This window comes from Pasteurella sp. XG20 (genome assembly GCF_018968665.1).
Classification (GTDB): domain Bacteria; phylum Pseudomonadota; class Gammaproteobacteria; order Enterobacterales; family Pasteurellaceae; genus Pasteurella; species Pasteurella multocida.
In genome coordinates this window covers 1,590,368-1,615,165 of sequence record NZ_CP076656.1, presented here as the reverse complement: position 1 = coordinate 1,615,165, position 24,798 = coordinate 1,590,368, and the positions used below count along the sequence as shown (strand labels likewise).

27 protein-coding genes are annotated in these 24,798 nt (G+C 37.9%); 16 read left to right on the top strand and 11 right to left on the bottom strand.

The window, feature by feature from the left end:
* Positions 1-176 precede the first annotated feature (176 nt).
* From rpmB to mutM, 7 genes are all read left to right on the top strand, one after another.
* On the top strand, positions 177-413 hold the full coding sequence (gene rpmB, locus KPF51_RS07425) for a 50S ribosomal protein L28 (RefSeq protein WP_005717521.1): 237 nt from the start codon (positions 177-179) through the stop codon (positions 411-413).
* 11 nt (positions 414-424) lie between these two features.
* Positions 425-595 carry a 50S ribosomal protein L33 gene (gene rpmG, locus KPF51_RS07420; protein ID WP_005733905.1) on the top strand — a complete coding sequence of 57 codons (171 nt, stop codon included), beginning with the start codon at positions 425-427 and terminating at the stop codon, positions 593-595.
* Between the two features lie 196 nt (positions 596-791).
* The gene (locus KPF51_RS07415) at positions 792-1,844 is read left to right on the top strand and encodes an ABC transporter substrate-binding protein (protein WP_005754675.1); all 1,053 of its coding nucleotides are present in this window, start codon (positions 792-794) and stop codon (positions 1,842-1,844) included.
* Positions 1,845-1,858: 14 nt separating this feature from the next.
* Positions 1,859-2,872 carry an iron ABC transporter permease gene (locus KPF51_RS07410; RefSeq protein ID WP_005757292.1) on the top strand — a complete coding sequence of 338 codons (1,014 nt, stop codon included), beginning with the start codon at positions 1,859-1,861 and terminating at the stop codon, positions 2,870-2,872.
* Positions 2,869-3,609 carry an ABC transporter ATP-binding protein gene (locus tag KPF51_RS07405; RefSeq protein ID WP_061405868.1) on the top strand — a complete coding sequence of 247 codons (741 nt, stop codon included), beginning with the start codon at positions 2,869-2,871 and terminating at the stop codon, positions 3,607-3,609. Before KPF51_RS07410 ends, KPF51_RS07405 begins: the two co-directional genes overlap by 4 nt.
* Positions 3,610-3,618: 9 nt before the next feature.
* A complete protein-coding gene (locus KPF51_RS07400) occupies positions 3,619-4,344 on the top strand; it encodes a molybdate ABC transporter substrate-binding protein (protein WP_061405869.1) in 726 nt (241 codons plus the stop codon).
* A 48-nt stretch (positions 4,345-4,392) separates the two neighbouring features.
* Complete coding sequence (gene mutM, locus KPF51_RS07395) at positions 4,393-5,205, top strand: bifunctional DNA-formamidopyrimidine glycosylase/DNA-(apurinic or apyrimidinic site) lyase (RefSeq protein WP_061405870.1); 813 nt, start codon at positions 4,393-4,395, stop codon at positions 5,203-5,205.
* A gap of 2 nt (positions 5,206-5,207) precedes the next feature.
* Here mutM and KPF51_RS07390 read toward each other — a convergent pair whose 3' ends face one another.
* From KPF51_RS07390 to rpmE, 7 genes are all read right to left on the bottom strand, one after another.
* Complete coding sequence (locus KPF51_RS07390; RefSeq protein WP_371743744.1) at positions 5,208-6,227, bottom strand: glycosyltransferase family 9 protein; 1,020 nt, start codon at positions 6,225-6,227, stop codon at positions 5,208-5,210.
* 8 nt (positions 6,228-6,235) lie between these two features.
* Complete coding sequence (locus KPF51_RS07385) at positions 6,236-6,913, bottom strand: glycosyltransferase family 25 protein (protein WP_005754663.1); 678 nt, start codon at positions 6,911-6,913, stop codon at positions 6,236-6,238.
* An 8-nt stretch (positions 6,914-6,921) separates the two neighbouring features.
* The gene (locus tag KPF51_RS07380; protein ID WP_005754661.1) at positions 6,922-7,614 is read right to left on the bottom strand and encodes an NTP transferase domain-containing protein; all 693 of its coding nucleotides are present in this window, start codon (positions 7,612-7,614) and stop codon (positions 6,922-6,924) included.
* Positions 7,611-8,522, bottom strand: a complete 912-nt coding sequence (locus KPF51_RS07375) for a DMT family transporter (protein ID WP_032851676.1) — start codon at positions 8,520-8,522, stop codon at positions 7,611-7,613. The genes KPF51_RS07380 and KPF51_RS07375 overlap by 4 nt, the downstream gene beginning before the upstream one ends.
* Positions 8,519-9,400 (bottom strand): choline/ethanolamine kinase family protein, encoded by an 882-nt coding sequence (locus KPF51_RS07370; protein WP_081106263.1) that lies wholly within the window; start codon positions 9,398-9,400, stop codon positions 8,519-8,521. The genes KPF51_RS07375 and KPF51_RS07370 overlap by 4 nt, the downstream gene beginning before the upstream one ends.
* Positions 9,401-9,423: 23 nt before the next feature.
* Positions 9,424-10,182: a LicD family protein gene (locus tag KPF51_RS07365; protein ID WP_005754656.1), complete on the bottom strand. Its 759-nt coding sequence runs from the start codon at positions 10,180-10,182 to the stop codon at positions 9,424-9,426.
* Positions 10,183-10,294: 112 nt separating this feature from the next.
* A complete protein-coding gene (gene rpmE / locus KPF51_RS07360) occupies positions 10,295-10,507 on the bottom strand; it encodes a 50S ribosomal protein L31 (RefSeq protein ID WP_005723499.1) in 213 nt (70 codons plus the stop codon).
* Between the two features lie 221 nt (positions 10,508-10,728).
* Between rpmE and priA the strand changes: the two genes are divergently transcribed.
* From priA to KPF51_RS07330, 6 genes are all read left to right on the top strand, one after another.
* Positions 10,729-12,942 (top strand): primosomal protein N', encoded by a 2,214-nt coding sequence (gene priA, locus KPF51_RS07355; protein WP_061405872.1) that lies wholly within the window; start codon positions 10,729-10,731, stop codon positions 12,940-12,942.
* Between the two features lie 77 nt (positions 12,943-13,019).
* Complete coding sequence (gene ftsN, locus KPF51_RS07350; protein WP_081106277.1) at positions 13,020-13,829, top strand: cell division protein FtsN; 810 nt, start codon at positions 13,020-13,022, stop codon at positions 13,827-13,829.
* A gap of 153 nt (positions 13,830-13,982) precedes the next feature.
* Positions 13,983-14,546, top strand: coding sequence for a TetR/AcrR family transcriptional regulator (locus KPF51_RS07345; RefSeq protein ID WP_061405874.1), 564 nt, complete (start codon positions 13,983-13,985; stop codon positions 14,544-14,546).
* Between the two features lie 29 nt (positions 14,547-14,575).
* A complete protein-coding gene (locus KPF51_RS07340; protein WP_005751844.1) occupies positions 14,576-15,787 on the top strand; it encodes an efflux RND transporter periplasmic adaptor subunit in 1,212 nt (403 codons plus the stop codon).
* 27 nt (positions 15,788-15,814) lie between these two features.
* A complete protein-coding gene (locus KPF51_RS07335; RefSeq protein ID WP_005751843.1) occupies positions 15,815-16,258 on the top strand; it encodes a GAF domain-containing protein in 444 nt (147 codons plus the stop codon).
* Positions 16,259-16,267: 9 nt separating this feature from the next.
* Positions 16,268-19,366 carry an efflux RND transporter permease subunit gene (locus KPF51_RS07330; protein WP_005754646.1) on the top strand — a complete coding sequence of 1,033 codons (3,099 nt, stop codon included), beginning with the start codon at positions 16,268-16,270 and terminating at the stop codon, positions 19,364-19,366.
* A 58-nt stretch (positions 19,367-19,424) separates the two neighbouring features.
* Here KPF51_RS07330 and KPF51_RS07325 read toward each other — a convergent pair whose 3' ends face one another.
* Positions 19,425-20,489, bottom strand: coding sequence for an AI-2E family transporter (locus KPF51_RS07325; RefSeq protein WP_005751840.1), 1,065 nt, complete (start codon positions 20,487-20,489; stop codon positions 19,425-19,427).
* 79 nt (positions 20,490-20,568) lie between these two features.
* On the opposite strand from KPF51_RS07325, the gene arsC reads away from it, so the two are divergent.
* The 3 genes from arsC to KPF51_RS07310 all read left to right on the top strand — a co-directional run bounded on the left by arsC (position 20,569) and on the right by KPF51_RS07310 (position 21,571).
* Positions 20,569-20,919 carry an arsenate reductase (glutaredoxin) gene (gene arsC / locus KPF51_RS07320; RefSeq protein ID WP_005717494.1) on the top strand — a complete coding sequence of 117 codons (351 nt, stop codon included), beginning with the start codon at positions 20,569-20,571 and terminating at the stop codon, positions 20,917-20,919.
* A gap of 72 nt (positions 20,920-20,991) precedes the next feature.
* Entirely contained in the window at positions 20,992-21,273 is a 282-nt protein-coding gene (locus tag KPF51_RS07315; RefSeq protein ID WP_005723343.1) for an alternative ribosome-rescue factor A, read from the top strand.
* Between the two features lie 4 nt (positions 21,274-21,277).
* A complete protein-coding gene (locus KPF51_RS07310) occupies positions 21,278-21,571 on the top strand; it encodes a DUF5377 domain-containing protein (RefSeq protein ID WP_005723337.1) in 294 nt (97 codons plus the stop codon).
* 50 nt (positions 21,572-21,621) lie between these two features.
* Here the strand turns inward: KPF51_RS07310 and argH are convergent, their stop codons facing one another.
* The 3 genes from argH to argC are packed head-to-tail and all read right to left on the bottom strand — an operon-like array spanning position 21,622 to position 24,792.
* Positions 21,622-22,995: an argininosuccinate lyase gene (gene argH, locus KPF51_RS07305; RefSeq protein WP_061405875.1), complete on the bottom strand. Its 1,374-nt coding sequence runs from the start codon at positions 22,993-22,995 to the stop codon at positions 21,622-21,624.
* A gap of 15 nt (positions 22,996-23,010) precedes the next feature.
* Complete coding sequence (argB, locus tag KPF51_RS07300; protein ID WP_005723330.1) at positions 23,011-23,784, bottom strand: acetylglutamate kinase; 774 nt, start codon at positions 23,782-23,784, stop codon at positions 23,011-23,013.
* Positions 23,785-24,792 carry an N-acetyl-gamma-glutamyl-phosphate reductase gene (gene argC, locus KPF51_RS07295; protein WP_005723328.1) on the bottom strand — a complete coding sequence of 336 codons (1,008 nt, stop codon included), beginning with the start codon at positions 24,790-24,792 and terminating at the stop codon, positions 23,785-23,787.
* Positions 24,793-24,798 lie beyond the last annotated feature (6 nt).

Here is a 24,798-nt window from a genome sequence, read left to right as displayed (position 1 = left end):
TAGGCTTGAGAATAAAAGATAAAGTGAGTATAATTCACCACCTTTAATATAGTATGCGGGTCGGTTACAGCGACCTGACGAGGTTGCGTTTAAAACGCATAAAGTCGATATTGACACCGTTTTAATGTAATCCGAACCCTAAGCTCGAGCTTATATTTGATTTATTGGAGATTAATATGTCTAGAGTCTGTCAAGTAACAGGCAAGCGTCCAGCAGTTGGTAACAACCGTTCGCACGCAATGAACGCGACTAAGCGTCGTTTTCTACCAAACCTTCACACTCACCGTTTCTGGGTTGAGAGCGAAAAACGTTTCGTAACTTTACGCTTAACAGCGAAAGGTATGCGTATTATCGATAAAAAAGGCATTGATGCAGTTTTAGCTGATATCCGTGCTCGTGGCGAGAAAATCTAAGGAGCTAAAACATGGCAGCTAAAGGACCTCGTGAGAAAATCAAATTAGTTTCAACTGCAGAAACTGGTCATTTTTACACTACAACAAAAAACAAACGTAATATGCCTGAAAAAATGGAAATCAAAAAATACGATCCAGTTGTGCGTAAACACGTTGTTTATAAAGAAGCTAAAATCAAATAATTTTAGTCCTATTTTGAAAAACCCGACATTGTTCGGGTTTTTTTATTTCTGATAATCTATTTGTGCTCCTTCTCTTCATTATTTCAAGTTCCCTTTTTATCGCTCTGTTCATGACGACAAATTTGTTTTCTGTTTACTTTATGAGCTAAATAAGAGTATTATATATTTATTTATATAATGATATTAAGGGACTCTTATGATTCAACGCTACGTTAAAATAGTCAGTATTGCTTTATTACTTTTCTTAGGTTTTATCAATAATGCGTTTGCAGCACGTGTTATTACTGATCAATTAGGACGAAAGGTCACTATCCCAGATGAAGTTAATCGTGTTGTTGTCTTACAGCATCAGACTTTAAATCTCCTTGTCCAGCTTGATGCAAAGGAAAGTGTAGTCGGGGTGTTATCAAGTTGGAAAAAACAATTAGGGAAAAACTATTCACGTTTTATGCCAGAGTTAGAAACGATGCCACAACCAGGTGATTTAACTCAAGTGAATATTGAGAGTCTACTTGCTTTAAAACCTCAACTTGTGTTTGTGGCAAACTATGCACCAAAAGAAATGATTGAGCAAATCGAACAGGCTGGTGTGCCTGTTGTAGCCATTTCTTTGCGTGAAGATAAAAAAGGTGAAGAAGGAAAAGTCAACCCAGAAATGGAAGATGAAGAAGTTGCCTATAATAATGGCTTGAAACAAGGCATTTATTTAATTGGTGAAGTAGTTAATCGACAAGCGCAAGCCAAAAAGCTAGTTACTTACACTTTTGAACAGCGTGAATTAGTGAGTCAACGTTTAAGTAAGGTGCCTGATGAGCAGCGTGTTAGGGTCTATATTGCAAATCCAGATTTAGCGACTTATGGTTCTGGAAAATATACAGGGTTAATGATGCTTCATGCTGGAGCGAAGAATGTGGCAGCTGAAACAATAAAAGGTTTTAAACAAGTTTCGATTGAGCAAGTGATTCATTGGAATCCTGCAGTTATCTTCGTACAGGAACGTTATCCTCAGGTTATCGAGCAAATTAAAAAGGATCCCTCTTGGCAAATTATTGATGCGGTGAAAAATCAACGTATCTATTTAATGCCGGAATATGCAAAAGCGTGGGGATATCCAATGCCTGAAGCATTAGCGATTGGTGAATTATGGTTAGCAAAACAACTTTACCCTGAATTGTTTGCAGATGTTGATTTAGAGGAAAAAGTAAACCAATACTATAAACTGTTCTATCGTATGCCATATAACCAGTAATAACGATGAAGTCTATGTTAGCAAATCAGCGAGGTTTTATAACATCGCTGATTTTTATCTTGTTTATCATCGTATTGTTCACTTTAAATATTGGCACTTTTTCGTTATCAACCGGAAAAGTGCTCTCTATTTTATCTAAGCCTTTTCTTTCGCAACACGCGTCTTTTACACCCATGGAATACCATATTGTTTGGCATGTACGCTTACCACGCATCATTATGGCATTTTTTTCAGGGGGGATCTTAGCGATGAGTGGTGCAACACTACAGGGCGTTTTTCATAATCCCCTTGTTGATCCTCATATTATTGGTGTCACATCAGGGGCAGCTTTTGGAGGCAGTTTAGCAATTTTATTAGGATTCCCATCTTATTTATTGATTCTATCCACATTTTCTTTTGGTTTATTGACATTATTCTTGATCTATGTAACCACGATGTTCATCGGAAAAGGAAATCGTATTGTATTAGTTTTAGCGGGTGTCATTTTAAGCGGTTTCTTTAGCGCTCTAGTGAGCTTAATCCAATATTTAGCGGATGCAGAAGAAGTTCTGCCGAGCATTGTATTTTGGTTATTAGGAAGTTTTGCCACCGCTAGTTGGGCAAAACTAGCTATATTGTTACCCTGCGTTTTTATTGCAGCTTATTTATTATTTCGTTTACGGTGGCATATTAATGTGTTATCGCTAGGTGATATGCAAGCAAAAATGTTAGGCGTTTCCATTAAGAAAACGCGTTGGTTTGTTTTGCTACTTTGTGCATTGCTTGTAGCAACACAAGTCGCTGTTAGTGGGAGTATTGGGTGGATAGGGCTTGTTATTCCTCATTTGACACGTTTTTTTGTAGGAAGTGATCACCGTTATCTATTGCCCGCCTCCTTTTTGATTGGTGGGATTTTCATGATTGTTATTGATACACTTGCACGTACGTTAACTTCTGCAGAAATTCCTGTAGGTATTATCACCGCTCTTTTAGGAGCACCCATTTTTACCTTGCTCTTATTAAAAACTTATCGAAAGAAGTCATTATGAATGAATTGAGTTTAGATGTAGATAAGCTGTTATTTGGTTATGATAAGCCGTTGTATTTACCACTTACTTTCCAATGTAAGAAAGGAGAGGTTATTTCGGTACTTGGGACAAATGGAAAAGGTAAAACCACATTATTGCATTCTCTTGCTCATGTGTTACCTGTTATGTCTGGACAGATTAGGCAACAAGGTCATATTGGTTTTGTGCCACAGTCTTTTTCGTCGCCAGATTATTCCGTGTTAGAGATTGTTTTAATGGGGCGAGCAAGCAAAATCGGTGCATTTAACCTACCAAGTAAAGCGGATGAAACAGTCGCATTGCAGATGTTGGCGCGCTTGGACATCCTGCATTTAGCTGAGCGCAATATCAATATGCTTTCGGGCGGTCAACGCCAACTTGTGCTCATCGCTCGTGCACTTGCGACAGAATGTCAGGTCCTCATTTTAGATGAACCTACAGCAGCATTGGATGTTTATAATCAACAGCGTGTGTTACAACTTATACGTTTTCTTGCAACGGAACAAAAAATGGCCATTATTTTTTCCACTCATGATCCTTATCACAGTTTATGTGTGGCAGATAATGTGTTATTGCTATTGCCTAACCAACAATGGAAATATGGAATAGCCAGTCAAATTTTAACGGAATCTCATTTGAAACAAGCGTATAATGTACCGATTAAATATTCTATGATTGAAGAACAGCAGGTTTTAGTCCCCATCTTTACCATACAGTAAACACATCGCATGAGAATTTTAGCCGCAGGGAGTTTACGCCAGCCTTTTACGTTATGGCAACAAGCATTAATCCAACAGTATCAATTACAAGTCGAAATTGAATTTGGACCGGCGGGGTTGTTGTGCCAACGCATTGAGCAAGGGGAAAAAGTGGATTTGTTTGCCTCTGCCAATGATGCGCATCCTAGGCATTTACAAGCGCGATATCCTCATATTCAACTTGTGCCTTTTGCTACGAATCGTTTATGTTTAATTGCAAAGAAATCGGTGATTACTCACCATGATGAGAATTGGTTGACATTATTGATGTCGCCCCACTTACGCTTAGGAGTATCGACACCTAAGGCAGATCCTTGTGGAGATTATACTTTGGCATTATTTTCGAATATTGAAAAACGGCATATGGGCTATGGCTCGGAATTAAAAGAAAAAGCAATGGCAATAGTTGGTGGTCCGGATTCTATCACTATTCCAACAGGACGAAATACCGCAGAGTGGCTTTTTGAGCAGAATTATGCTGATCTTTTCATTGGTTATGCGAGTAATCATCAATCTTTGCGTCAACATTCTGATATTTGTGTTTTGGATATTCCTGATGAGTATAATGTGAGGGCGAACTATACATTAGCAGCTTTTACTGCGGAAGCATTACGCCTTGTGGACTCGTTGCTTTGTTTGACTTGCGGACAAAAATATTTACGCGATTGCGGCTTTTTGCCTGCCAATCATACCTGATGAATAGTTTGGATATTATCAATTATAAGATTTATGGATACATAACCTATGCCAGAATTACCTGAAGTTGAAACCACAAAAAATGGAATTAGCCCTTATCTTGAAGGGGCTATCATTGAAAAAATTATTGTTCGCCAACCGAAATTACGCTGGATGGTAAGCGAAGAATTAGCACAAATTACACAACAAAAAGTCATCGCATTAAGTCGCCGTGCGAAGTATTTAATTATCCAACTTGAAACAGGCTATATGATTGGACATTTAGGGATGTCAGGGTCATTGAGAGTTGTGGAGAAAGGGGATCTTATTGATAAACATGATCATCTTGATATCGTAGTGAATAACGGAAAAGTTGTGCGTTATAACGATCCTCGTCGTTTTGGCGCGTGGTTATGGACAGAGAAGTTGGACGAATTTCCTCTTTTTCTGAAATTAGGTCCAGAGCCTCTGTCTGAGGAATTTGATTCTGATTACTTGTGGCAAAAAAGTCGTAAAAAACAGACCGCACTTAAAACTTTTTTAATGGATAATGCTGTCGTCGTTGGCGTTGGGAATATCTATGCGAATGAAACGTTATTTCTTTGTAACCTACATCCGCAAAAAACAGCAGGGAGTTTAACTAAGGCACAATGTGGGCAGTTAGTAGAACAAATAAAACAAGTGCTGTCTAACGCAATCCAACAAGGTGGTACGACGCTAAAAGATTTTCTCCAACCGGATGGGCGTCCAGGTTATTTTGTCCAAGAATTGCGGGTTTATGGTAATAAGGATAAGCCTTGTCCAACATGTGGCACAAAAATAGAAAGTTTAGTGATAGGGCAACGAAATAGTTTCTATTGCCCCAAGTGTCAGAAGAGATAAGACTATTTGACAAGCCATGCAGGGTCAATTTGTTCAGGCGAGAGCTCATTAATATTTTCTTTATAGAAAAGTATGTACGTTTCTGCCTGACTTCTGGGTTGCCAATGTGTAAATGCAATAGGATCTTCTTTATAAATACCAATAATTGGCTTATTAAAACCTGAAGCAATATGTACAGTAGACGTGTCTGTAGAGATTAATTGATCACAGTGGCGAATCAATTCAATGGTATGAAAGATCTTGGTTGTTGGATGGACAAAAATATGCGGATAATCGGCTGACAATTGTGTTAATTTCTCTGTTACTTCAGGATAGCTTAATAGCACCAGCTTTTTTCCCCCGCTAACTTGCGTGAGATAATCTAAATATTTTTTGATGTTGTCATCGTTTACTTTTTTGATTCTTGCAGCACCATAAAAATTAATAGCAATATACTTTTCTAGTTGGTTTTTCTGCAAAAATTCAGAAATTTCGACCGCACTTTGCTCATCAAATGGGACGTCATAGCTTATATCTTGTACCGTAATATTCACTTTTTCTAAGGCGAGTTTATAGAGTTCCGAAAAGTGAAATTGTCCCTCCAGATTAATATTAAATAAACCATAATTGGCTTTTTGGTAGCCAATATAATGCTTGGCATTGATTAAGCGTAAAAGTAAAAGATCGCGATTACGAATCATAATCGTCGGATCAATCACTAAATCATATTGTTCTTTTTGAATTGCTAGACCACATTTGATGTAATCCAAAATACTTTTCTTTTTTACATAGTAAAGTTGATCGATATATGGATTTTGTTTAAAAAGATAAGCATTTTGTTTGGTACAAATTACACCAATTTTAATGTGGGGATTAAATTTTTTTATCTCACGGAATACAAATGAGCTCACCACATAATCCCCAATTTTTCCGTCTTGGCGGAGGAAGAGGATGCTTCGAATATCAATGTTGATTATACTATTTGGTAGATTTGTTTTATCAAGTAATAATTTACCTAGTTTTAATCTGATTTTTTGTAGCATGCTTTTTATCATTTCAAACCCGCTCTTCTCTCCATTTCGTTTATTTCTGACTCAACTCCACCAAAAACACAGCTAGGCTCGATTCCGTAGGCATTGATATGCGTTAATTGTAATAATCCAGTTAAAAAGTCTGACGGCATACGGATCGGATAGGCATGTTTTAGTAGCTTCTTAGCACCTTCTAGAGTGATTAGATAAGCTGTAGTTCTGACTATAAAACGTTTAGAGTGTTTAGATGGTTTTCTATATCGAGCTAAGCGATATCTTTCTGGTAAGTTACGCATAAATGGATATACTTTTGCTTTACCATGATCTAAGAAAAGAATTTCTCTTCTGTTAGGTAGTTTTTGTAATGCTGCGAGTACAATCTCTTCAAAGTATAGAGAGACGATAGCATCATCTTCCAGAATAATAACTTGTTCGAGATTATTTGCTACTATATGCTCATATATTTTAATATGGCTCATAGCGCAACCAATTTCACCAAGTGTTAGAGCTCCTTTTGAGCCACAGTATTTTGGGAAAAATTCATAATCAATCTTTTCTAGTTCTTCTTTTGTTAGATCTTTTCCATAAACGGCATCAAAGAATTCAAAGTCTAACCCTAATCCAGATAACCTGTGAGAAATTATTTGTCTTCTAGGGGAATTTTTAAGGCTAATTACTATAATTTTAGGTAATTTCATATATTCTCCTAATTTTTATGATTTAAAGTTAACGCAAAGTGATATTCTTCTATACTATCAATTTCATAAGCATCATGTATAGATAATTCTTTATATCCTACATTTAAGTCACTGAGGATTTGCATGGGAATATTATCCCAATATAATGAGTTATCTAACAATATATTTTTTGCCATAAATTTATGGATATGTTCTTTTATTTTTTCAGCGTCTGATTTTGACCAATATGATATGCCTAGTAGGCTAGGTAAATAATCATTTGATACAATAATATTATCAATTTTATCTTTCTTTATTATGGGTATCCATTCTTCTTTATTACTTTTGGGTCTAGTAATTAGAAAATATAGACTAGTTTTAGGTCTACCTATGAAAATATTTTTGAAGATTACGACATCACTATCAATAACAAAGCTATCACCGAAGTGATTTATAGCTTTATAGAAAGAGTATATATTATTAAATTCTTTGTATTTTTCATTATTTAGTATTTTACATTTATATTTTTCTTTCAAATAAGAAAATTGTTCTGACAGATGTCCTGTTACAATATATATATCATCAATTCCTGCTTCGATAAGGTTTTGAATAGTGTTTTCTATATTTGGTATACCATTTATTGGAAGAAGGGATTTGTGTATTTTTTTTGTAACATCTTTAAAACGGCTACCTAGACCCGCTGCTAATATGATAGCATTCATTTGATTCTTTCCTTACTTAATATAGTGACAAATGTAAATATGATAAAGCAAGTTAATATTGATTTGATATCTATTCTGTCTATCATTAATATATGACTTAGAATAATTGACCATGCAGTATATGTTATGTTTAGAGCCATGGCTCTAATTGGCTTTAATATTTCAATGGCTTTATAGTATAAGAAATATGATAATCCAGATGATATCGTGAGTGAAATTACAAGAATAACTAGATAAGTATTATTATAATCTATATTTTCTATGGTTTCTATATTTTTCATGTTGTCTGTTGTTAATGTTGTATACAGTATTACTATTATATATCCTAGTACAGAAAATAATTGTCTTATGAAATAGATATCTTCTGCTTTATTTTTCTTATTGTGCATGGCATAACTGGATAAAGTGATCTCACTTGCCCAGGAAATAGAAACAAATATTGCAAGGAATATTCCAATTATACTTATATCACTTTCTAATTCTATATTTAATAATATTGTTATTAGAATGAGAGATGTAAATAATATTACATTTTCTTTTTTCTCTTTATTAATTTTTATTGACAATAATGCAGCTAGTATAGGGTAAGTAGAAGAAATTGCAGCGGCATAATTCACACCGATAATTTGAATAGCTTTCAAATAGCAAAACATTGCAATTGGAGCACCTAGTAACCCTGAAAAGATAGCAAAATAGTTATTTTTATTTATTGAAGGAAATTTCTTATTTTTATATAAGTATGAAGAAATTGTTACCAATGAAATAAATTCAATAAAAAATAATATAAATATACTGAATAATAATGTATCAAGATTTGGAAAATTGTTATATAGTATTTGGTATACTATTCCTGAAATAGCCCATAAAAATCCTGACGATAATCCTAAGATGTAACCTTTCTTCATCATAATACCTTTTGTAAGGTTAGCATACTTTGGTATGCTCTATCTATTCTAGCTTTGGCATAACCATCAAAAAACTCATTATTTTCTTCTTTTATAATTGTCCATAAGAACCATAAAACATCTTGCGTGAATTGAAATGCAATGATATCGTTTTTTATTAGGTTAAAGTTAATATTGTTATTGTAATATTTTAAGAATGATTCTTGTTGTTCTTGTAATAACCTTGATTCTAGGAAAAATGCAGCTATATCAAATAATGGATGATTCATGCCAGAGTATTCCCAGTCAATAAAATAAATCCTATTATCTTTAATTAATATGTTTTCAGGTACTAAGTCATTATGACAAGGTACAAGTTTATTATATTTATCTATTAAGTAGATAGATGTCTTTTCAAAGAAAATACAAATTTCTCTTATATTCTCATTAAAATCATAAAAATTACTTGGTTCTTTTAATAAACTTAAATATTTTTTAAATTCTAATAGTACATCAAATTTATTACTTAATTTAATATTAGAGTTATGCAGTTTATATAATCTTTCTGCGATCATTTTTAAATACATATCATTTTTTATAGTACTATGATCTAGGCTAAAACTGTTTTCTAAGAAATAAGTTATTTTTATACCGCTCTCATCATTAAAATATTTTGTTTTTACATTGAAATTATGTTCAGACATTAATAAGCTATTCAGCTTTTCATATTTTCTATTTATTAAGCTGGAAGTCATATTGCCAGGTATACGAAGAACATATTTTTTATTATTATCTCCCTCTACTAGGAAGTTTCTGTTAGTCATTCCTCCTAACGTTTCTATTTTTATATCATTTGTTTTTAATTCATTTTTTATTAAGTCAATAATTTGTTCTTTTATCATAATTTTGTATATTCATAAGTATGTTATTTACGACGGAATTCAACTTTTCTTCCTAGAGTTTGGTTATCTAATAAAATTTCAAAGTCTTTAATTCTATCTCCATAACTATATACTTTAGGTATCATGAAATCTTCACCATAAATTTCAGCTAAGTGATCGGGTGTATTATCTGGAATGTAAACATCATTGTTCATAAATGATATTTTTTTTAGATTGAAATTAGATAGGTTTATTTGTATTGTTCTTAATTTATTATTATATTTTTTTAATGTTTCTCCATATTTTAATCCTTCTTCAGCATCAAAAGAGAAACAGACTTTTTGATTGTTTAGAGTTTTAAAAACAAACAAATCTATTGCTACATATTTTCCATATTGAAAAGTATATTCAGCAGTGAAATCGTTAATGTCTTTATTATTACTTTCTATGATATATTTTTTATAAAGGTGAAAATCATATTTTTTAAGATGTTCTATTAGATCTTGGCTCATATCTTCTTCATTAATGCCAAAATCCATATCACTATCGTGAGGAATTAACTTTTGATCTCTATAAGCACCAAGTAAAGTGCCGAATTCTATCCATACTTTTACTTCTTTAGGATAGGCATTTATAGCATCAATGAATTTTTTTAATGCAAGAGGAGCAGACTTATGAAACTCAATTAAATATTTTTGATGTTCTTTTTCTCTAAAGATTTTTCTTAGTTCATGTCTTTTTTGTCTATTAAACGGGTGGAATAAACTGATGAAAAATGTATAGTCATATAAATTAAACTTCATGAAGTCTCCTTACATGTAGATTTGATTTTTCAAGGGGGAAATAAAATTGGTCAAGAGTTATTAGTATATGATGCAAATTTAACCCCACGAATGTGGGGTTAAAACTTCAAAATTATTTTGTACTTGGAATATTGAAACGTTTGTTAAAGCGTTCTACACGACCACCAGTATCAACAACGCGTTGTTTACCTGTATAGAATGGGTGGCAGTTACCACAAACGTCTAAGTTTAAATCTTTACCCACTGTTGAGCGAGTTTTAATAACATTACCGCAAGAACAAGTTGCCGTAACTTCCACATAATTAGGGTGAATACCTTGTTTCATAGAAAACCTCAATTTGAAGCCATGCCGCTATCGAGTACACAGACTGACACCGCATGTAATTAATATTACGCCACATAAGTAGCAGTTTGTATGTAAGGTGGCAAATTCTACAAAAAAAAAGCAGAATATTCAAGCCAAATCACCTAATTAGACAAATATGCCTATGAATGCTATATTTCATCAATAATACGGAGACCAACCCATTCATTAACCGACCAACCATGCAACTCATCCGTGTGGCGCTGGCAGTGCCGTTATATCGTTTTTTTGATTATCTTTTACCTCCCGAGCTTGATGCCGTGATTGGGGGACGTGTCGTTGTGCCTTTTGGTAGGCAACAGCGTGTTGGGATTGTGGTGGCATTGCCTGTGGAAACAGAGGTTGAAACGGCGCAATTAAAGTCAGTAATTGAGGTGTTGGATACTCAAAGCGTGTTTAATCAAGATATGTGGCAGTTATTGCATTGGGCTGCTGGCTATTATCAAACTGCATTGGGTGAAGTGTTATTTCAAGCGTTGCCTGTCAAACTTAGGCAGGGGGAAAGTGCGGTTGAAAAAGCGAAAATTTTTTGGCAATTGACCGAACGTGGTCGGCAAGCATTGGCACAACACACTGACAGCGGGGAGTTTAAGCGGGCAAAAAAACAGCTTGAGGTTCTCATCGCGTTATCTCAAACCCCACTAGAAAAAGGCAATAATCCGTTTAATAGCGCGATTTTTTCAACTCTTAAACAAAAAGATTACGTAGAAGACGTTGAGGTTCAACCGCAGTTACACGCATGGCAGACCGATTTCACCGATAAACCGATGGTGAATGACGAAAATCGATTACGGCTAAATAAGCAACAAGCATTAGCTTTCAGCCAATTAGTGTTTCATCAAGGATTTGCGGTGTGGTTACTCGATGGTGTAACGGGGTCAGGAAAAACCGAGATTTATTTGCAACTGATTGAAGAGGTGTTGAAAAAAGGCAAACAAATATTAGTGCTTGTGCCTGAAATTGGCTTAACACCACAAACAGTACAACGTTTTGTCGCTCGTTTTCAGGTGGTGATTGATGTATTGCATTCTAATCTAAATGATACCCAACGTTTGGCAGTATGGCAGCGTGCAAGAACTGGACAAAGTGCGGTTGTCATCGGCACAAGATCCGCATTATTTACGCAATTTGCTGATTTAGGATTGATTGTTATTGATGAAGAGCATGATGCCTCTTTCAAACAACAAGACAATTTCCGTTATCATGCTCGTGACTTGTCGGTTGTATTGGCGAAACGGTTAAATATTCCAGTGTTAATGGGGTCAGCGACACCGAGTTTAGAAAGTCTAAATAATGTTCATAATGGCAAGTATCGCCATATTATTCTATCAAACAGAGCGGGTAATGCTGCATTACTACGTCATTCTGTGATCGACTTAAAGCAACAAGTTGTGCGTAATGGCTTATCTGAAGCGTTGTTACAGCGAATGGAAAAGCACCTACAAAAAGGTAACCAAGTGTTACTTTTTTTAAATCGGCGTGGTTTTGCTCCTGTGATGTTATGCCATGAATGTGGGTGGATTGCCGAATGCCAACATTGTGAGAAACCTTATACTTATCATCAACATCAGCGTGCTTTACGCTGTCATCACTGTGCGGCACAAAAACCGATTCCGCGGCAATGTGAGCATTGTGGGTCCACACATTTGATCACCACTGGGTTGGGAACTGAGCAATTAGAGCAAACTTTAGCAAGTCGTTTTCCACAATATCAAATTACACGTATTGATCGTGACAGTACGGCACGAAAAGGCAAATTAGAGGATTATCTCACTGACATTCAACAGGGGAAAAGTCAGATTCTGATTGGTACACAAATGCTCGCAAAAGGACACCATTTTCCTAATGTGACGTTGGTGGCGTTAGTGAACGTAGATAGTGCCTTATTCTCTTTAGATTTTCGTGCAGAAGAGCGCTTGGCACAACTTTATGTACAAGTGGCAGGTCGTGCAGGTCGTGTGGAGAAACAAGGGGAAGTGGTGCTACAAACCCATTACCCAGATCATCCATTATTACAGCGTTTGTTGCAGCAAGGTTATGCAGATTTTGCAGAGTACGCGTTACAATTACGACAAAAAATGGGCTTGCCACCGTTTAGTGCACAAGCATTGTTTAAAGCACAAAGCCGGCATTCAGAAGACGCCGAGCAAGTCTTGCAGCAAGTTGCTGAGTATTTTTACACTTGGAATCAAAGCTCGCAGTGTGCGATACAAATTTTAGGACCGATTGCGGCACCTTTCAGTAAAAAAGCTGGTCAATATCGTTGGCAATTATTGCTACAACATCCTTCCAGAGCCCAGTTACACCATGCCTTATCGGCATTTCAAGCAACATCAACGATTAAATTTGGTTCAGTACGTTGTGTATTAGATGTGGATCCCATTGATTTAAATTAGCTTGTGTTTGAGTTATAAGGGATTTTTCAGTAGAATTGTGCCAATTTTTATGAATGTTTTTAGGAATAGGTTTTAGCGTGGCAAGACGAAATTACGCCGGTCGTGGCAGTAGAAAGAAAAAGAAAGGAACAAGCAAAATGGTATTATTACTGTTAGTGGGGGTAATCATTGCCGTTTTCCTATCTGTGTTGATGTTGATAAAAGAGAAAACGTCAAAGGAAATTGTGGCGCTTCCTAAAAGTGAAAATCAATCAACGAAAAGTGTACTACCAAATCGTCCAGAAGAAGTTTGGAGTTATATTCAAGCATTAGAAACGCGTACTGTACCTGTTACGGATGATCCAAAAATCTTAGATAAGAATATGCGTTTGACAGAAGAGCAACGAAAAATTTTATTGGCGATGGAACAAGAACAAAAAGCAGCAGAACAGGCGCGTTTAAAACAACAAGAAGAACAGCGTAAAATAGAAGAGAATAAAAAAGAAGAGAGTAAAAAAGACAATAGCGCAACGCTGATAAAAACAAATGAAACCCAAAATGGGCAAACTAAGGCAGTCAATAAACCACAAACTACACCTGCTGTGATTGAAGTGAAAAAGGGAGAGCCAGTGAAAGAGGTGGTTAAAGTGGAACCGCCTAAAAAAGTCGAGGTTATCAATGCGGCACCGAGTGAGAAAAAATATGGCTTACAATGTGGTGCATTTAAAAACAAAACGCAAGCAGAAAACTTGCAAGCGCGTTTAGCAATGTTAGGGCTCAATGCAAGGGTCAATTCTAATCAAGAATGGAATCGAGTAGTAATCGGACCAGTAGGTGATCGTGCCTCAACCTTGAAAGCTCAAGAAAAAGCGAAAGCAATCGCACAATGTGTGGTGATTGGTATGTAAATGTGGTGTATGTAAAAAAAACGTGGGATTCTCCCACGTTTTTTTGTTTTTACACTTGCTTAAATATTAAAAAGTCTTAAAATGAACGATCGTTCATTTCAGAAATACAGATCTATTTCTGACTTTTTATTTCATTCATTTAGTGAACTTATTATGCGTCAATCTGATATAGACATGACTGAGCATATTTTTATAGCAATCGATCACCTGATGGCGAAAGAAGGGTTACATAATCTTTCTATGCATAAAATTGCAAAGGCTGCCAAAATTTCACCAGGGACCATTTATATTTATTTTAAATGTAAAGAGGAATTGCTAGAACAATTTGCTCAGCAAGTATTCGCACGTTTTCAGCGTGCATTAGAAAAGAATCATGACGACCGTCAGCCATTCTTTGAACAATACCGCCAAATGTGGTGGAACATTTGGCATTTTTTGTTGGAAAACCCAAATATTTTGTTAAATATGCACCAATATCAATCCCTACCTGGGTTTGATAAGGTGATTAAATCGTGGGATCGTAGCCACTGGACATTGTTTTGCGAAAGAGCACAGCAAGCCGGTGAGGTATGTGATTTACCCATCAATATTCTTTTTGCACTTGGACTAGAAAGTGCAATAAAAATTGCTTGGAAACAAATTTATTTTAAAGAAACGTTCTCTGTTGAGTTGCTGGAATCTGTGATTCAACTGACATGGTGTGCTATTCAAAAATAATTTATCTTTTAATTTTACGGAGTTTTTGTATGAGTGTGACTCAAGCAAATCAACCAAAACGATCTCATTCGATTGCCATGAAAATCATTCTCGGCGTTATTGTCTTACTTTTTGCTGGGGTCATTATTTTTAATGTGATCAAAGGCAAAATGATTGAAAAATTTATTGCGGGTGCAGGGGAAAAAATTTATCCCGTAACCGCAATGACTATTCAGCCTCAGCAATGGACACCCGTGATTGAAACCACTGGCATTGTGCGTCCTAATCAGGGTGCGATGTTAAGTGCACAGACATCAGGTACAGTACAGCAAGTCTTAGTTCAATCTGGACAGCACGTGAAGAAAGGCGAGGTGTTAGTGGTATTAGACAGTTCAGTAGAACTAGCGAATTTGAAAGCATCCCAAGCTCAACTTTTATCTGTGAAAGCTACATACCAACGTTATTTAAGTTTGTATAAAACCAAGAGCGTGTCGCAACAAGAACTTGATAATGCGAAATCTGCTTATGAAGCATTAGAGTCAAATATCGCTGCTTTAAAAGCGGGCATTGCACGTCGTCAGATTTTGGCGCCTTTTGATGGACAAACCGGTATTGTGAAAGTCAACGTCGGGCAATATGTCAATCCAGGAATGGAAATTGTGCGTGTTGAAGACACCAGTAGTATGAAAATTGATTTCGCCCTTTCACAAACGGAATTGGAACACTTACATGTTGGACAAAAAGTGACAGCGACTGCTGATGCGCGTAGTGGTGAAACCTTTGCGGCAAAGATTACTGCCATTGAACCTGCGATCAGCGCAACAACAGGGTTAATTGATGTACAAGCCACCTTTGAACCAGAAGATGGACGTAAACTCCTTTCTGGTATGTTTACTCGCTTACGGGTTGCTTTGCCGACAAAATATGATCAAGTCGTTGTGCCACAAGTCGCGATTAATTACAACATGTATGGAGAAATTGCTTATATTCTTAGCGAACTTTCTGCAGAAGAGCGTGAAACATTAGTCGCACGACAGGATTTCGACCGCGAAAAAATTGATAATGCCTATCGGGTTAAACAAGTCACTGTATTTACCCAAGATCGCCAAGGGATTTATGCCCAGTTAAAAGGGGAAGAAATTAAACCCGGAGATAAAATTGTAACCGGCGGACAACAAAATTTAAGTAATGGCAGTTTAGTACTCGTCGCTGATAAAGCTGGGGTGGGAACCATGCAACCTGCTGTAAAAAATAACCTATAAAGTGCGGTTCCAAAGAGGAAAAATTTGATGAACTACGCCTTATTATTAAAACAACTTGAACAAATTCTAGAACCTGAAACCTATATCATTTCAAGAATGGCAAATACGTCTGCTTTTTTGTATCAGCACATGCCGGAATTAAACTGGGTCGGATTTTATCTTGTCAAAGATGGGGTACTCAAAGTCGGTCCCTTCCAAGGTAAAGTTGCCTGTTCTGATATTGGCTTTGGTAAAGGAGTATGTGGTTATACTTGGCAAACGGGCACAACGACCGTCGTAGATGATGTACATCAATTTGCGGGGCATATTGCTTGTGATAGCGCATCACAATCAGAAGTTGTAGTACCGATTTTTCAAGGGGGAGAGATGATTGCTGAATTGGATGTCGACTCACCTCGTTTAGCCCGTTTTTCCGCAGAAGATGTAGCCTTTTTAGAAAACTGTGCGGCACTTATCTGTATTAAGGAATAGGAAATTACCATGCGATTTACCGATATTTTTATTCGACGCCCTGTTTTAGCGGTTTCTATTAGCTTGCTGATTATTATTTTAGGATTACAAGCGATTGCGAAGTTAGCTGTGCGAGAATATCCCAAAATGACTACAACGGTGATTAATGTTTCTACGGTGTACCCGGGGGCAGATGCAAGTCTTATCCAAGCGTTTATTACTTCAAAACTAGAAGAAGCTGTTGCACAAGCCGATAACATTGATTACTTATCTTCAAAAAGTAGCCCAAATAACTCGTTAATTACAATTAAAATGAAGCTAAATACCGAACCGAACGGGGCTTTAGCAGACGTGTTAGCGAAAGTGAACTCTGTACGTTCGCAATTACCACGGGGGATTGATGATCCGGTCATTACGTCTTCGACGGGGGGAACGGGGATGATGTACATCCAGTTTAGCTCCACTAAACTGGATGCTAGTCAGGTAACAGACTACATTGAACGTGTGATTAAACCTCAATTCTTTACGGTTGAAGGGGTGGCGGAAGTACAAATCTTTGGTGCATCGGATTATGCGCTACGGATTTGGTTAGATCCTGCCAAAATGGCCGCACAGAATTTATCCGCGATGGCGGTCAGAAATGCGTTATCTTCGAATAATGTGCAAACGGCGGCGGGGAATGACAATGGTTTTTATGTCACCTATAAAAATAAAGTGGAGACAACCACCAAATCAGTGGAAGAGCTGGGCAATCTGATTATTTCCTCACAAGGCGATAAGTTAGTGCGTTTACGTGATATCGCTGACGTAGAATTAAATAAATCGAGTGATAGCTCAAGAGCGGTTGCTAATGGTTTTGAATCTGTGGTGCTAGCAATCAATCCAACCTCTTCAGCCAACCCACTTGTTGTGGCAGAAAATGTGCGTCCATTGTATGAGCAAATTAAGCAAAATTTGCCAGATAGTATGCAGGCAGAAATTCTTTATGACACCACGATAGCAATTAATAGCTCAATTGATGAAGTGATCAAAACCATTTTAGAGGCGACAATCATTGTTTTAGTGGTGATCACATTATTTATTGGTTCATTGCGCGCAATTCTCATTCCTGTGATTACGATTCCGATTTCTTTGATCGGCGTAATAATGTTGTTACAGGCGTTTGATTTCTCCATTAATTTAATGACTTTACTTGCCTTAATTTTGGCGATCGGACTCGTTGTGGATGACGCCATCGTGGTGCTTGAGAACGTGGATCGTCACATTAAATTAGGCGAAACACCTTTCCGTGCTGCCATTATTGGTACACGTGAAATTGCCGTGCCCGTGATTTCGATGACCATTGCCCTCATGGCAGTTTACTCGCCAATGGCATTAATGGATGGCATTACAGGTTCTTTGTTTAAAGAGTTCGCCTTAACCTTGGCTGGTGCGGTATTTATTTCTGGGATCGTGGCGTTAACCCTTTCACCGATGATGAGCAGTAAGTTGCTTAAACCGCATACTGACCCAAGTAAGTTGGAACAATGCATCGAAAAAATGCTCACCACCATTAATCATGGCTATAACTATGCTTTAAATCTGGTGATGGCAAGCCGTCGTTGTATGCTGGCTTTTGCAGCGGTTATTTTTGCTACGCTGCCTTTCTTGTTTAATGGGTTAGCGAGTGAGTTAACCCCAGCAGAAGATAAAGGGGCATTCATGGTGATTGGTCGTGCACCGTCCAATGTCAATGTGGATTATGTACAAGAAGCAATGCATGAGTATGAACAGATTTTGAAAGACACACCGGAAGTGGATTTTTCCATGGTGATTTCAGGGGCAATGGGGAGTAACCAATCCTTTAGTGTGGTGACATTAAAAGATTGGAAAGAACGTACCCGTAGCCAAGCGGAAATCTTAGCGGAGTTAAATAAAAAATCGGCGCATATTCCAGAAGTGGCGTTGACGGGATTTAACTTCCCAGAAATCAACACGGGAGAGCAAGGTCCACCAATTGGTTTTGTGATCAGTACTGCGAGTGGCTATGAAGATTTAGCCAATGTGGCAGAAAACTTCTTACAAGAAATGAAAAAATCCGGTCACTTTGTATATACCGCGTTGGATTTAAAATTTGATACGGCGCAGATGCGGATTAAAGTCGATAAAGAAAAAGCAGGTACCTATGGTGTCACAATGCAACAAATCAGTGCCACATTAGGGAGTTTCTTGTCTGCCGCCACGATTGAACGAGTTGATATTGATGGACGTGCTTATCGAATCATCATGCAAGTTAAACGGGGTGAACGTTTGTCACCAGAAAGTTTAAACAACTATTATGTGACGGCAAGTAACGGGAAATCAGTACCATTAAGCAGTTTCTTAACCATGACGTTAGAATCACAGCCAACTTCTTTACCTCGTTTTAGCCAGCTTAATTCAGCGGTCATTAGTGCAGTTCCTCTCCCAACCAAAAGTACAGGTGAGGCGATTGCGTGGTTAAAAATGGCAGCAAAAGAGTATTTACCGCAAGGCTATAATTATGACTTTACTGGTGAAGCGCGTCAGTTAGTCCAAGAAGGTAATGCATTAGCCGTTACTTTTGTACTTGCTGTGGTGATTATCTTCTTGGTCTTAGCGATTCAATTTGAGTCAATTCGTGATCCGTTAGTCATTATGATTTCGGTGCCACTTGCCGTGAGTGGGGCGCTATTAATGCTGAATTTCTTAGGCTTCTTCCGTATTCCTGGAACCAGTCTGAATATTTACTCACAGGTTGGTTTAATCACGCTAGTAGGTTTAATTACTAAGCACGGGATTTTGATGTGTGAAGTGGCAAAAGAAGAGCAATTACAGCATGGTAAAAATCGTATTGAAGCGATTACTGAAGCAGCGAAAGTGCGTTTACGCCCGATTCTTATGACGACCGCTGCAATGATTGCAGGTCTTATCCCGCTCTTGTATGCTTCGGGCGCAGGTGCGGTGTCGCGCTTTAGTATTGGGATTGTGATTGTATCAGGTTTAGCGATTGGGACATTATTTACCCTGTTTGTGTTACCTGTGATTTATAGCTATATTGCAACGGAACATAAACCACTACCGGAATTTGATGAAAGCATAAAACCGTTAACGGATAATAGCGCACATTAATTTCAACATAAAAAAATACCGCACAAAAGTGCGGTATTTTTTTGCGTGAAAAACAGAATTAACGTGTATCTTGTTCGGTTGATGGCCATGCATTCACCACAGCTTTGACTAAAGTGGCTAATGGAATAGCGAAGAAAACGCCCCAAAAGCCCCATAGTCCACCAAAAATTAATACTGCAATAATAATGGTTAGAGGGTGCAAATTGACGGCTTCAGAAAAAAGGAATGGGACTAATAAGTTACCGTCTAAAATTTGGCTGATGACGTAGGCAGTAATGATATACCAAAAAGTAGGAGTGATGCCAAATTGCGCGACGGCAACGAGGGCAATAGGAATCGTGACAAGGACGGCACCAATATAAGGCACGAGCACGGATAGCCCTACCGCAACAGCTAACAATAACGAATAATTTAAGTTAAAGAAGACGAAAATCGCATAAGTCACGGCGGTGACAATGATGATTTCGAATAATTTACCGCGAATATAATTCGCAATTTGTTGTTGCATTTCTTTCCAAACGCTCGAGGCTAGCGTACGGTTACGCGGAAGGAAACGGCTTACACTGGCGATTAATTCTGTTTTATCTTTTAATAAAAAGAACACCATTAAAGGTACTAAAAACGCATAAATCCCTAGGGTGACTAGGCTTAATAACGAGGTCAGGGAGAATTTGAGGGCGGATTCACCAAAGCCAAGAATTTTGGAGCGGACAGTACTTAATACAGAATCAATGGTTTGGTAATCCACTAGCTCGGGATAATGTTCAGGTAGAGAAAGTAACCACTCATTGAGTTTATTAAACATATGTGGCAAATCAGTCACTAAATTCAAGGTTTGAGTCCATAACGTTGGAATGAAGACCAATACGATAACGAGGATCAACCCTAAAAAACCACCAAAAATAATGGCAGTTGAGAGTAGGCGTGGAAACTTGAGTTTTTCTGTGAGAACGCGAATTGGCCATTCCAATAAATAAGCTAATACAATAGCGATGAGGAGTGGCGCAATGAGGTGACTAAAAAAATAAATGGATATAAAACCAAAGAGTAAGATGGCAAACAACCCCATGGCTTGTGGATCACTAAAACGGTTGTTATACCAGTTTTTCAACATTTCGATCATAAGATATCCTTAATTTAGGCATTTTGAGCGATTATAAGGTAAAATCTAATAAGATCATATCATTAAGCGAGGAAATTCTATGTGCGTGACTATATATCATAACCCACGTTGTTCTAAGAGCCGTGAAACGCTAGCCTTACTCGAAGCGAAATACGGTCAACCGAAAATTGAACTTTATTTAGAACAACAATTCTCTGCCTCACAGCTACAGCAAATTGCGCAAAAATTAGGAGTAACCAGTTTCCGAGAGATGATGCGCACAAAAGATGAACTCTATCGTGATTTAGGCTTAGATAAGCCGGAAGTCAGCGAACAACAACTGTTAGAAGCATTGGTTGCACATAGTAGTTTGTTGGAGCGTCCAATCGTTATTCATGGTGACAAAGCAAAAATTGGTCGTCCACCAGAATCCGTACTTGAGATTCTGTAATTTCGTTTTATAATGACGCCCGTTTGTTTCACACAAATGGGCAATTTTTTATTACAACTTATGAGGAAAAATATGGCTAAAAAGCAAAAACAGCCACTCAGTGCACAGCCTTATCAGCACAGCCGTGGTGTTATTCGCGATAATGCAATTTGTGCATTATTACATGATCCGTTGTTTCGTCAACGTATTGAGAAAAAAAGGAAAGGAAAAGGCAGTTATCAACGCAAAGCCAAGCATGTAGGGAAATATTTTGAAAAGCCCGATTATAAGATTTTTGATTTGAAAGATTTTATAATCGGGTTTTTCTTAACGATATTTTACAACAATGCAACTCATTTAAACTCAGCGAGGTAAATTTATGACTGTGCAAACGGAAATCCTTTTTAGTAATAATTGGAATGTTAGAATCAGCGATCCGGGCGAAGAAGGGGCACATAGCCATTTCTTTGAAACTATTTATATTACCTTAGTCGCCCATATTGATGGCTCGAATATTTCTTATGAATTTACAAGAAAGGTCGAAGAACAAGTTAAAATTCACCGCACTTTTACTGACTTAAGTGAGCTTTTCAAATTCCTTGGTGATTACCTTGACCCTGTTAGCATGGGATTTTTAGGGATTAAAATCGGGAATTTGGGTGTTAAAGCCTAAATACAGTATAAAAAAACGCAATCTTACGATTGCGTTTTTTGTTACTCAGCTTAACTGAGCCTTGCTTTCGCTTCAGCGATGGCTTCTGCAACACGAAGTGGTGATACGCCACCTTTGGCACAGCGTTTATCTAAACAAGATTGCAGAGATAGGATCTGATACACATCTTCTTCGACAACATCACTAAATTGTTTAAATTCAGCAACGCTGAGTGCTTCAAGCGCTTTGTGCTGTTGGATGGCATAAACAACGGTTTCGCCCACAATATGGTGAGAGTCACGGAATGGTACGCCTTTGGCGACCAAATAGTCGGCCAGTTCAGTGGCATTGGAATAACCTTTTAAAGCAGCTTCTTTGGTACGTTCTACATTGACTTGAATGCCGTCTAACACAAGAGCCGCCATGTCGATACAGTCTTGCCAAGTATCTAGGGCATCAAAAATCCCTTCTTTGTCTTCTTGCATATCTTTATTATAGGCAAGCGGCAAGCCTTTTAAGGTCATTAGCATACCGGTTAATGCGCCCATTACACGACCTGCTTTACCTCGAATTAATTCACAAGCATCGGGATTTTTTTTCTGTGGCATCAAGGAAGAACCAGAAGTCATGCGATCGGAAAGTTCCACGAAGTTAGATTCACCACTGTTAAAAATGATCATATCTTCCGCAAAACGTGAAAGATGTGCCATGCTTAGTGAGGCAGTAGAAAGCAGTTCAACGATATGATCGCGGTCTGACACACTGTCTAAACTGTTGCGTGTAGCAACGTCAAAGCCGAGATCGAGGGCTAATTGTTCACGATCAATCGCATAAGCGGTGCCAGCGAGGGCACCACTGCCGAGTGGGCAGCTATTCATGCGTTGGTAAGCATCGGTTAAACGGGAATAATCACGATCAAGCATTTCCACATAAGCCATGCACCAATGGGCAAAAGTAATCGGCTGAGCTCGTTGTAAGTGTGTATAACCCGGCATCACCGCATGTTGGTTATTTTCGGCTGTTTCGACAAGTTTGCATTGTAAAGCGTGAAGCGAGGATTGCAGTTCAATCACACGTTGTTTACACCACATCTTAATGTCCAGTGCAACCTGATCATTACGGCTACGTCCCGTGTGTAATTTTTTACCTAAATTCCCGACTTTATCGATTAATTTACTTTCGACCCAGCTGTGAATATCTTCAGCGTCATCTTGCAAAATCGCTTGTGGATTTGATCGCACTTCAATTAAGAGAGTATTCAGTGCACTTTCTAACTGTTGTTGTTCTTGTGCGGTCAATACCCCAACGCTGACTAAAGCTTTTGACCAGCCAATGGAACCTTCAATATCTTGTTCTGCGAGACGATAATCGAAACGTAATGAGTCATTAAAATCTTTAAAACGCTTATCTGCGGCTTGTGTAAAACGTCCACCCCAAAGTGCCATAACATCCTCTTATTTTTATGGTTTAATTCTTGTGCCAATGATTTCACCAGCAAAAAGTGCGGTGAGTTTTTCTGGATATTTCCAATTGGCGATATCGACGCCCTGATTTAACATTTTAGCAGCGTCTAATGCGGCATTCACCTTGACAACCATACCATCGGTAATGACGTTGTCTTTAATTAATTGTTCAATTTGCGTACCATTTAATTCTGGTAAGCGCTGTTTGTTGGCATCCAATACGCCATCGACGTCAGATAACATGACTAAATCGGCTTGGATGAGCGCGGCGATAGCTGTGGCAGCTTGATCTGCATTCACATTCATTAATAAGCCCTGTTTATCGACCGCAATTGAGCTAATAATAGGCAAGAATGCCTCACCAAGCAAATTGTTTAATAAGGCGGGATTTTTAGGAACCACAGTCGCCACATGTCCAAGTTCTGGATCTAATTGCGTTGCATAGGTTAAATTCCCGTCTGCCAAACATAGTCCGACGGGATTTAAATGAAATTTGGCGGCTTGCGCAACTAAAGTTTTATTGGCAATGCCGGCTAACGCACCCGTAATAATCTCAATGTGATCACTTGGCGTGACACGCAAACCATTTTTCTTTTGTACTGGCAAATGTAAACGTTGCATCAACTCATCAACAATACAGCCACCACCGTGCACAATGACCAACGGGCGATCAAAGTTTTGTTGGTAATTTGCTAACGCCGTAAATAAATTTTCCATTGCTGCAGGTGTATCAAGTAAGACACCACCTAATTTAATCACTAAAGGTTTCATTTAAAGTAATCCTAATGTTTCAGTCAAACCATAACGAATGTTAGCACATTGTACTGCCTGGGCTGCCGCCCCTTTTAATAAGTTGTCTTCTGCGCCGATGATAATGATATGACCATTTTTAGTCGCAAAGCCAATATCACAATAAGGAGTAAATTCGACGGCTTTGATACTTGGTAAACCTTGTTCATAAACACGGACTAATGGTTTGTCAGCATAGGCGTGTTGATAAGCTACACGAATCTGTTCGTCACTCACGCCGGTTTTTAGTTTTGCTGTGATTGTCGCTAAAATACCGCGTTTAAAGTTACCTAAGTGTGGTATGAAAATGACCTCTGTCCCCAAATGGGTCGCGATTTCGGGTTGATGACGGTGATTAAACACACCGTACGCATTTAAACTGACTTCACAGAAACTGCTTGTTAAGGTTGCTTTGCGACCGGCACCACTGACTCCGCTGACGGCATTAATCACGGGTAATTGGGTTAAATCTAATAAATTGTGTGCAATTAAGGGTTTAAGGCTTAATTGAGAAACGGTTGGATAACAGCCCGCGACGGCTACTAAATCCGTTTGTTTAATTTGATGTGCATTCCATTCCGCTAAACCATACACCGCTTGTGTGAGCAATTCAGGATGTTGATGTTCAAAACCATAAAACGTGCGATAAAATGCCGCATTATTCACACGAAATGCGCCAGATAAGTCAAAGACTTTACATTGATTTTGTAGGAAAATGGGGGCAAGGTCATGGCTGACTTCATGAGCGGTGGCGAGAAACACCAGATCCGCTTGTTGTGCAAGTTGAGTTAATTGTTCAGGCAGTGGCTGTAAAGGTAAATCCACAAGATGTTTGAGTTGTGGATAAATTTCACTCATGCATTTATTGGCATCTTGGCTTTGGCGAGAGACGTACAGTCCGGTGAGCTCAAACTTGGGGTGTTTGATTAAAATACGGGCAAGTTCAGCCCCCGTATAACCACTTGCACCAATGATAATCGCTTTTTGCATATTGTT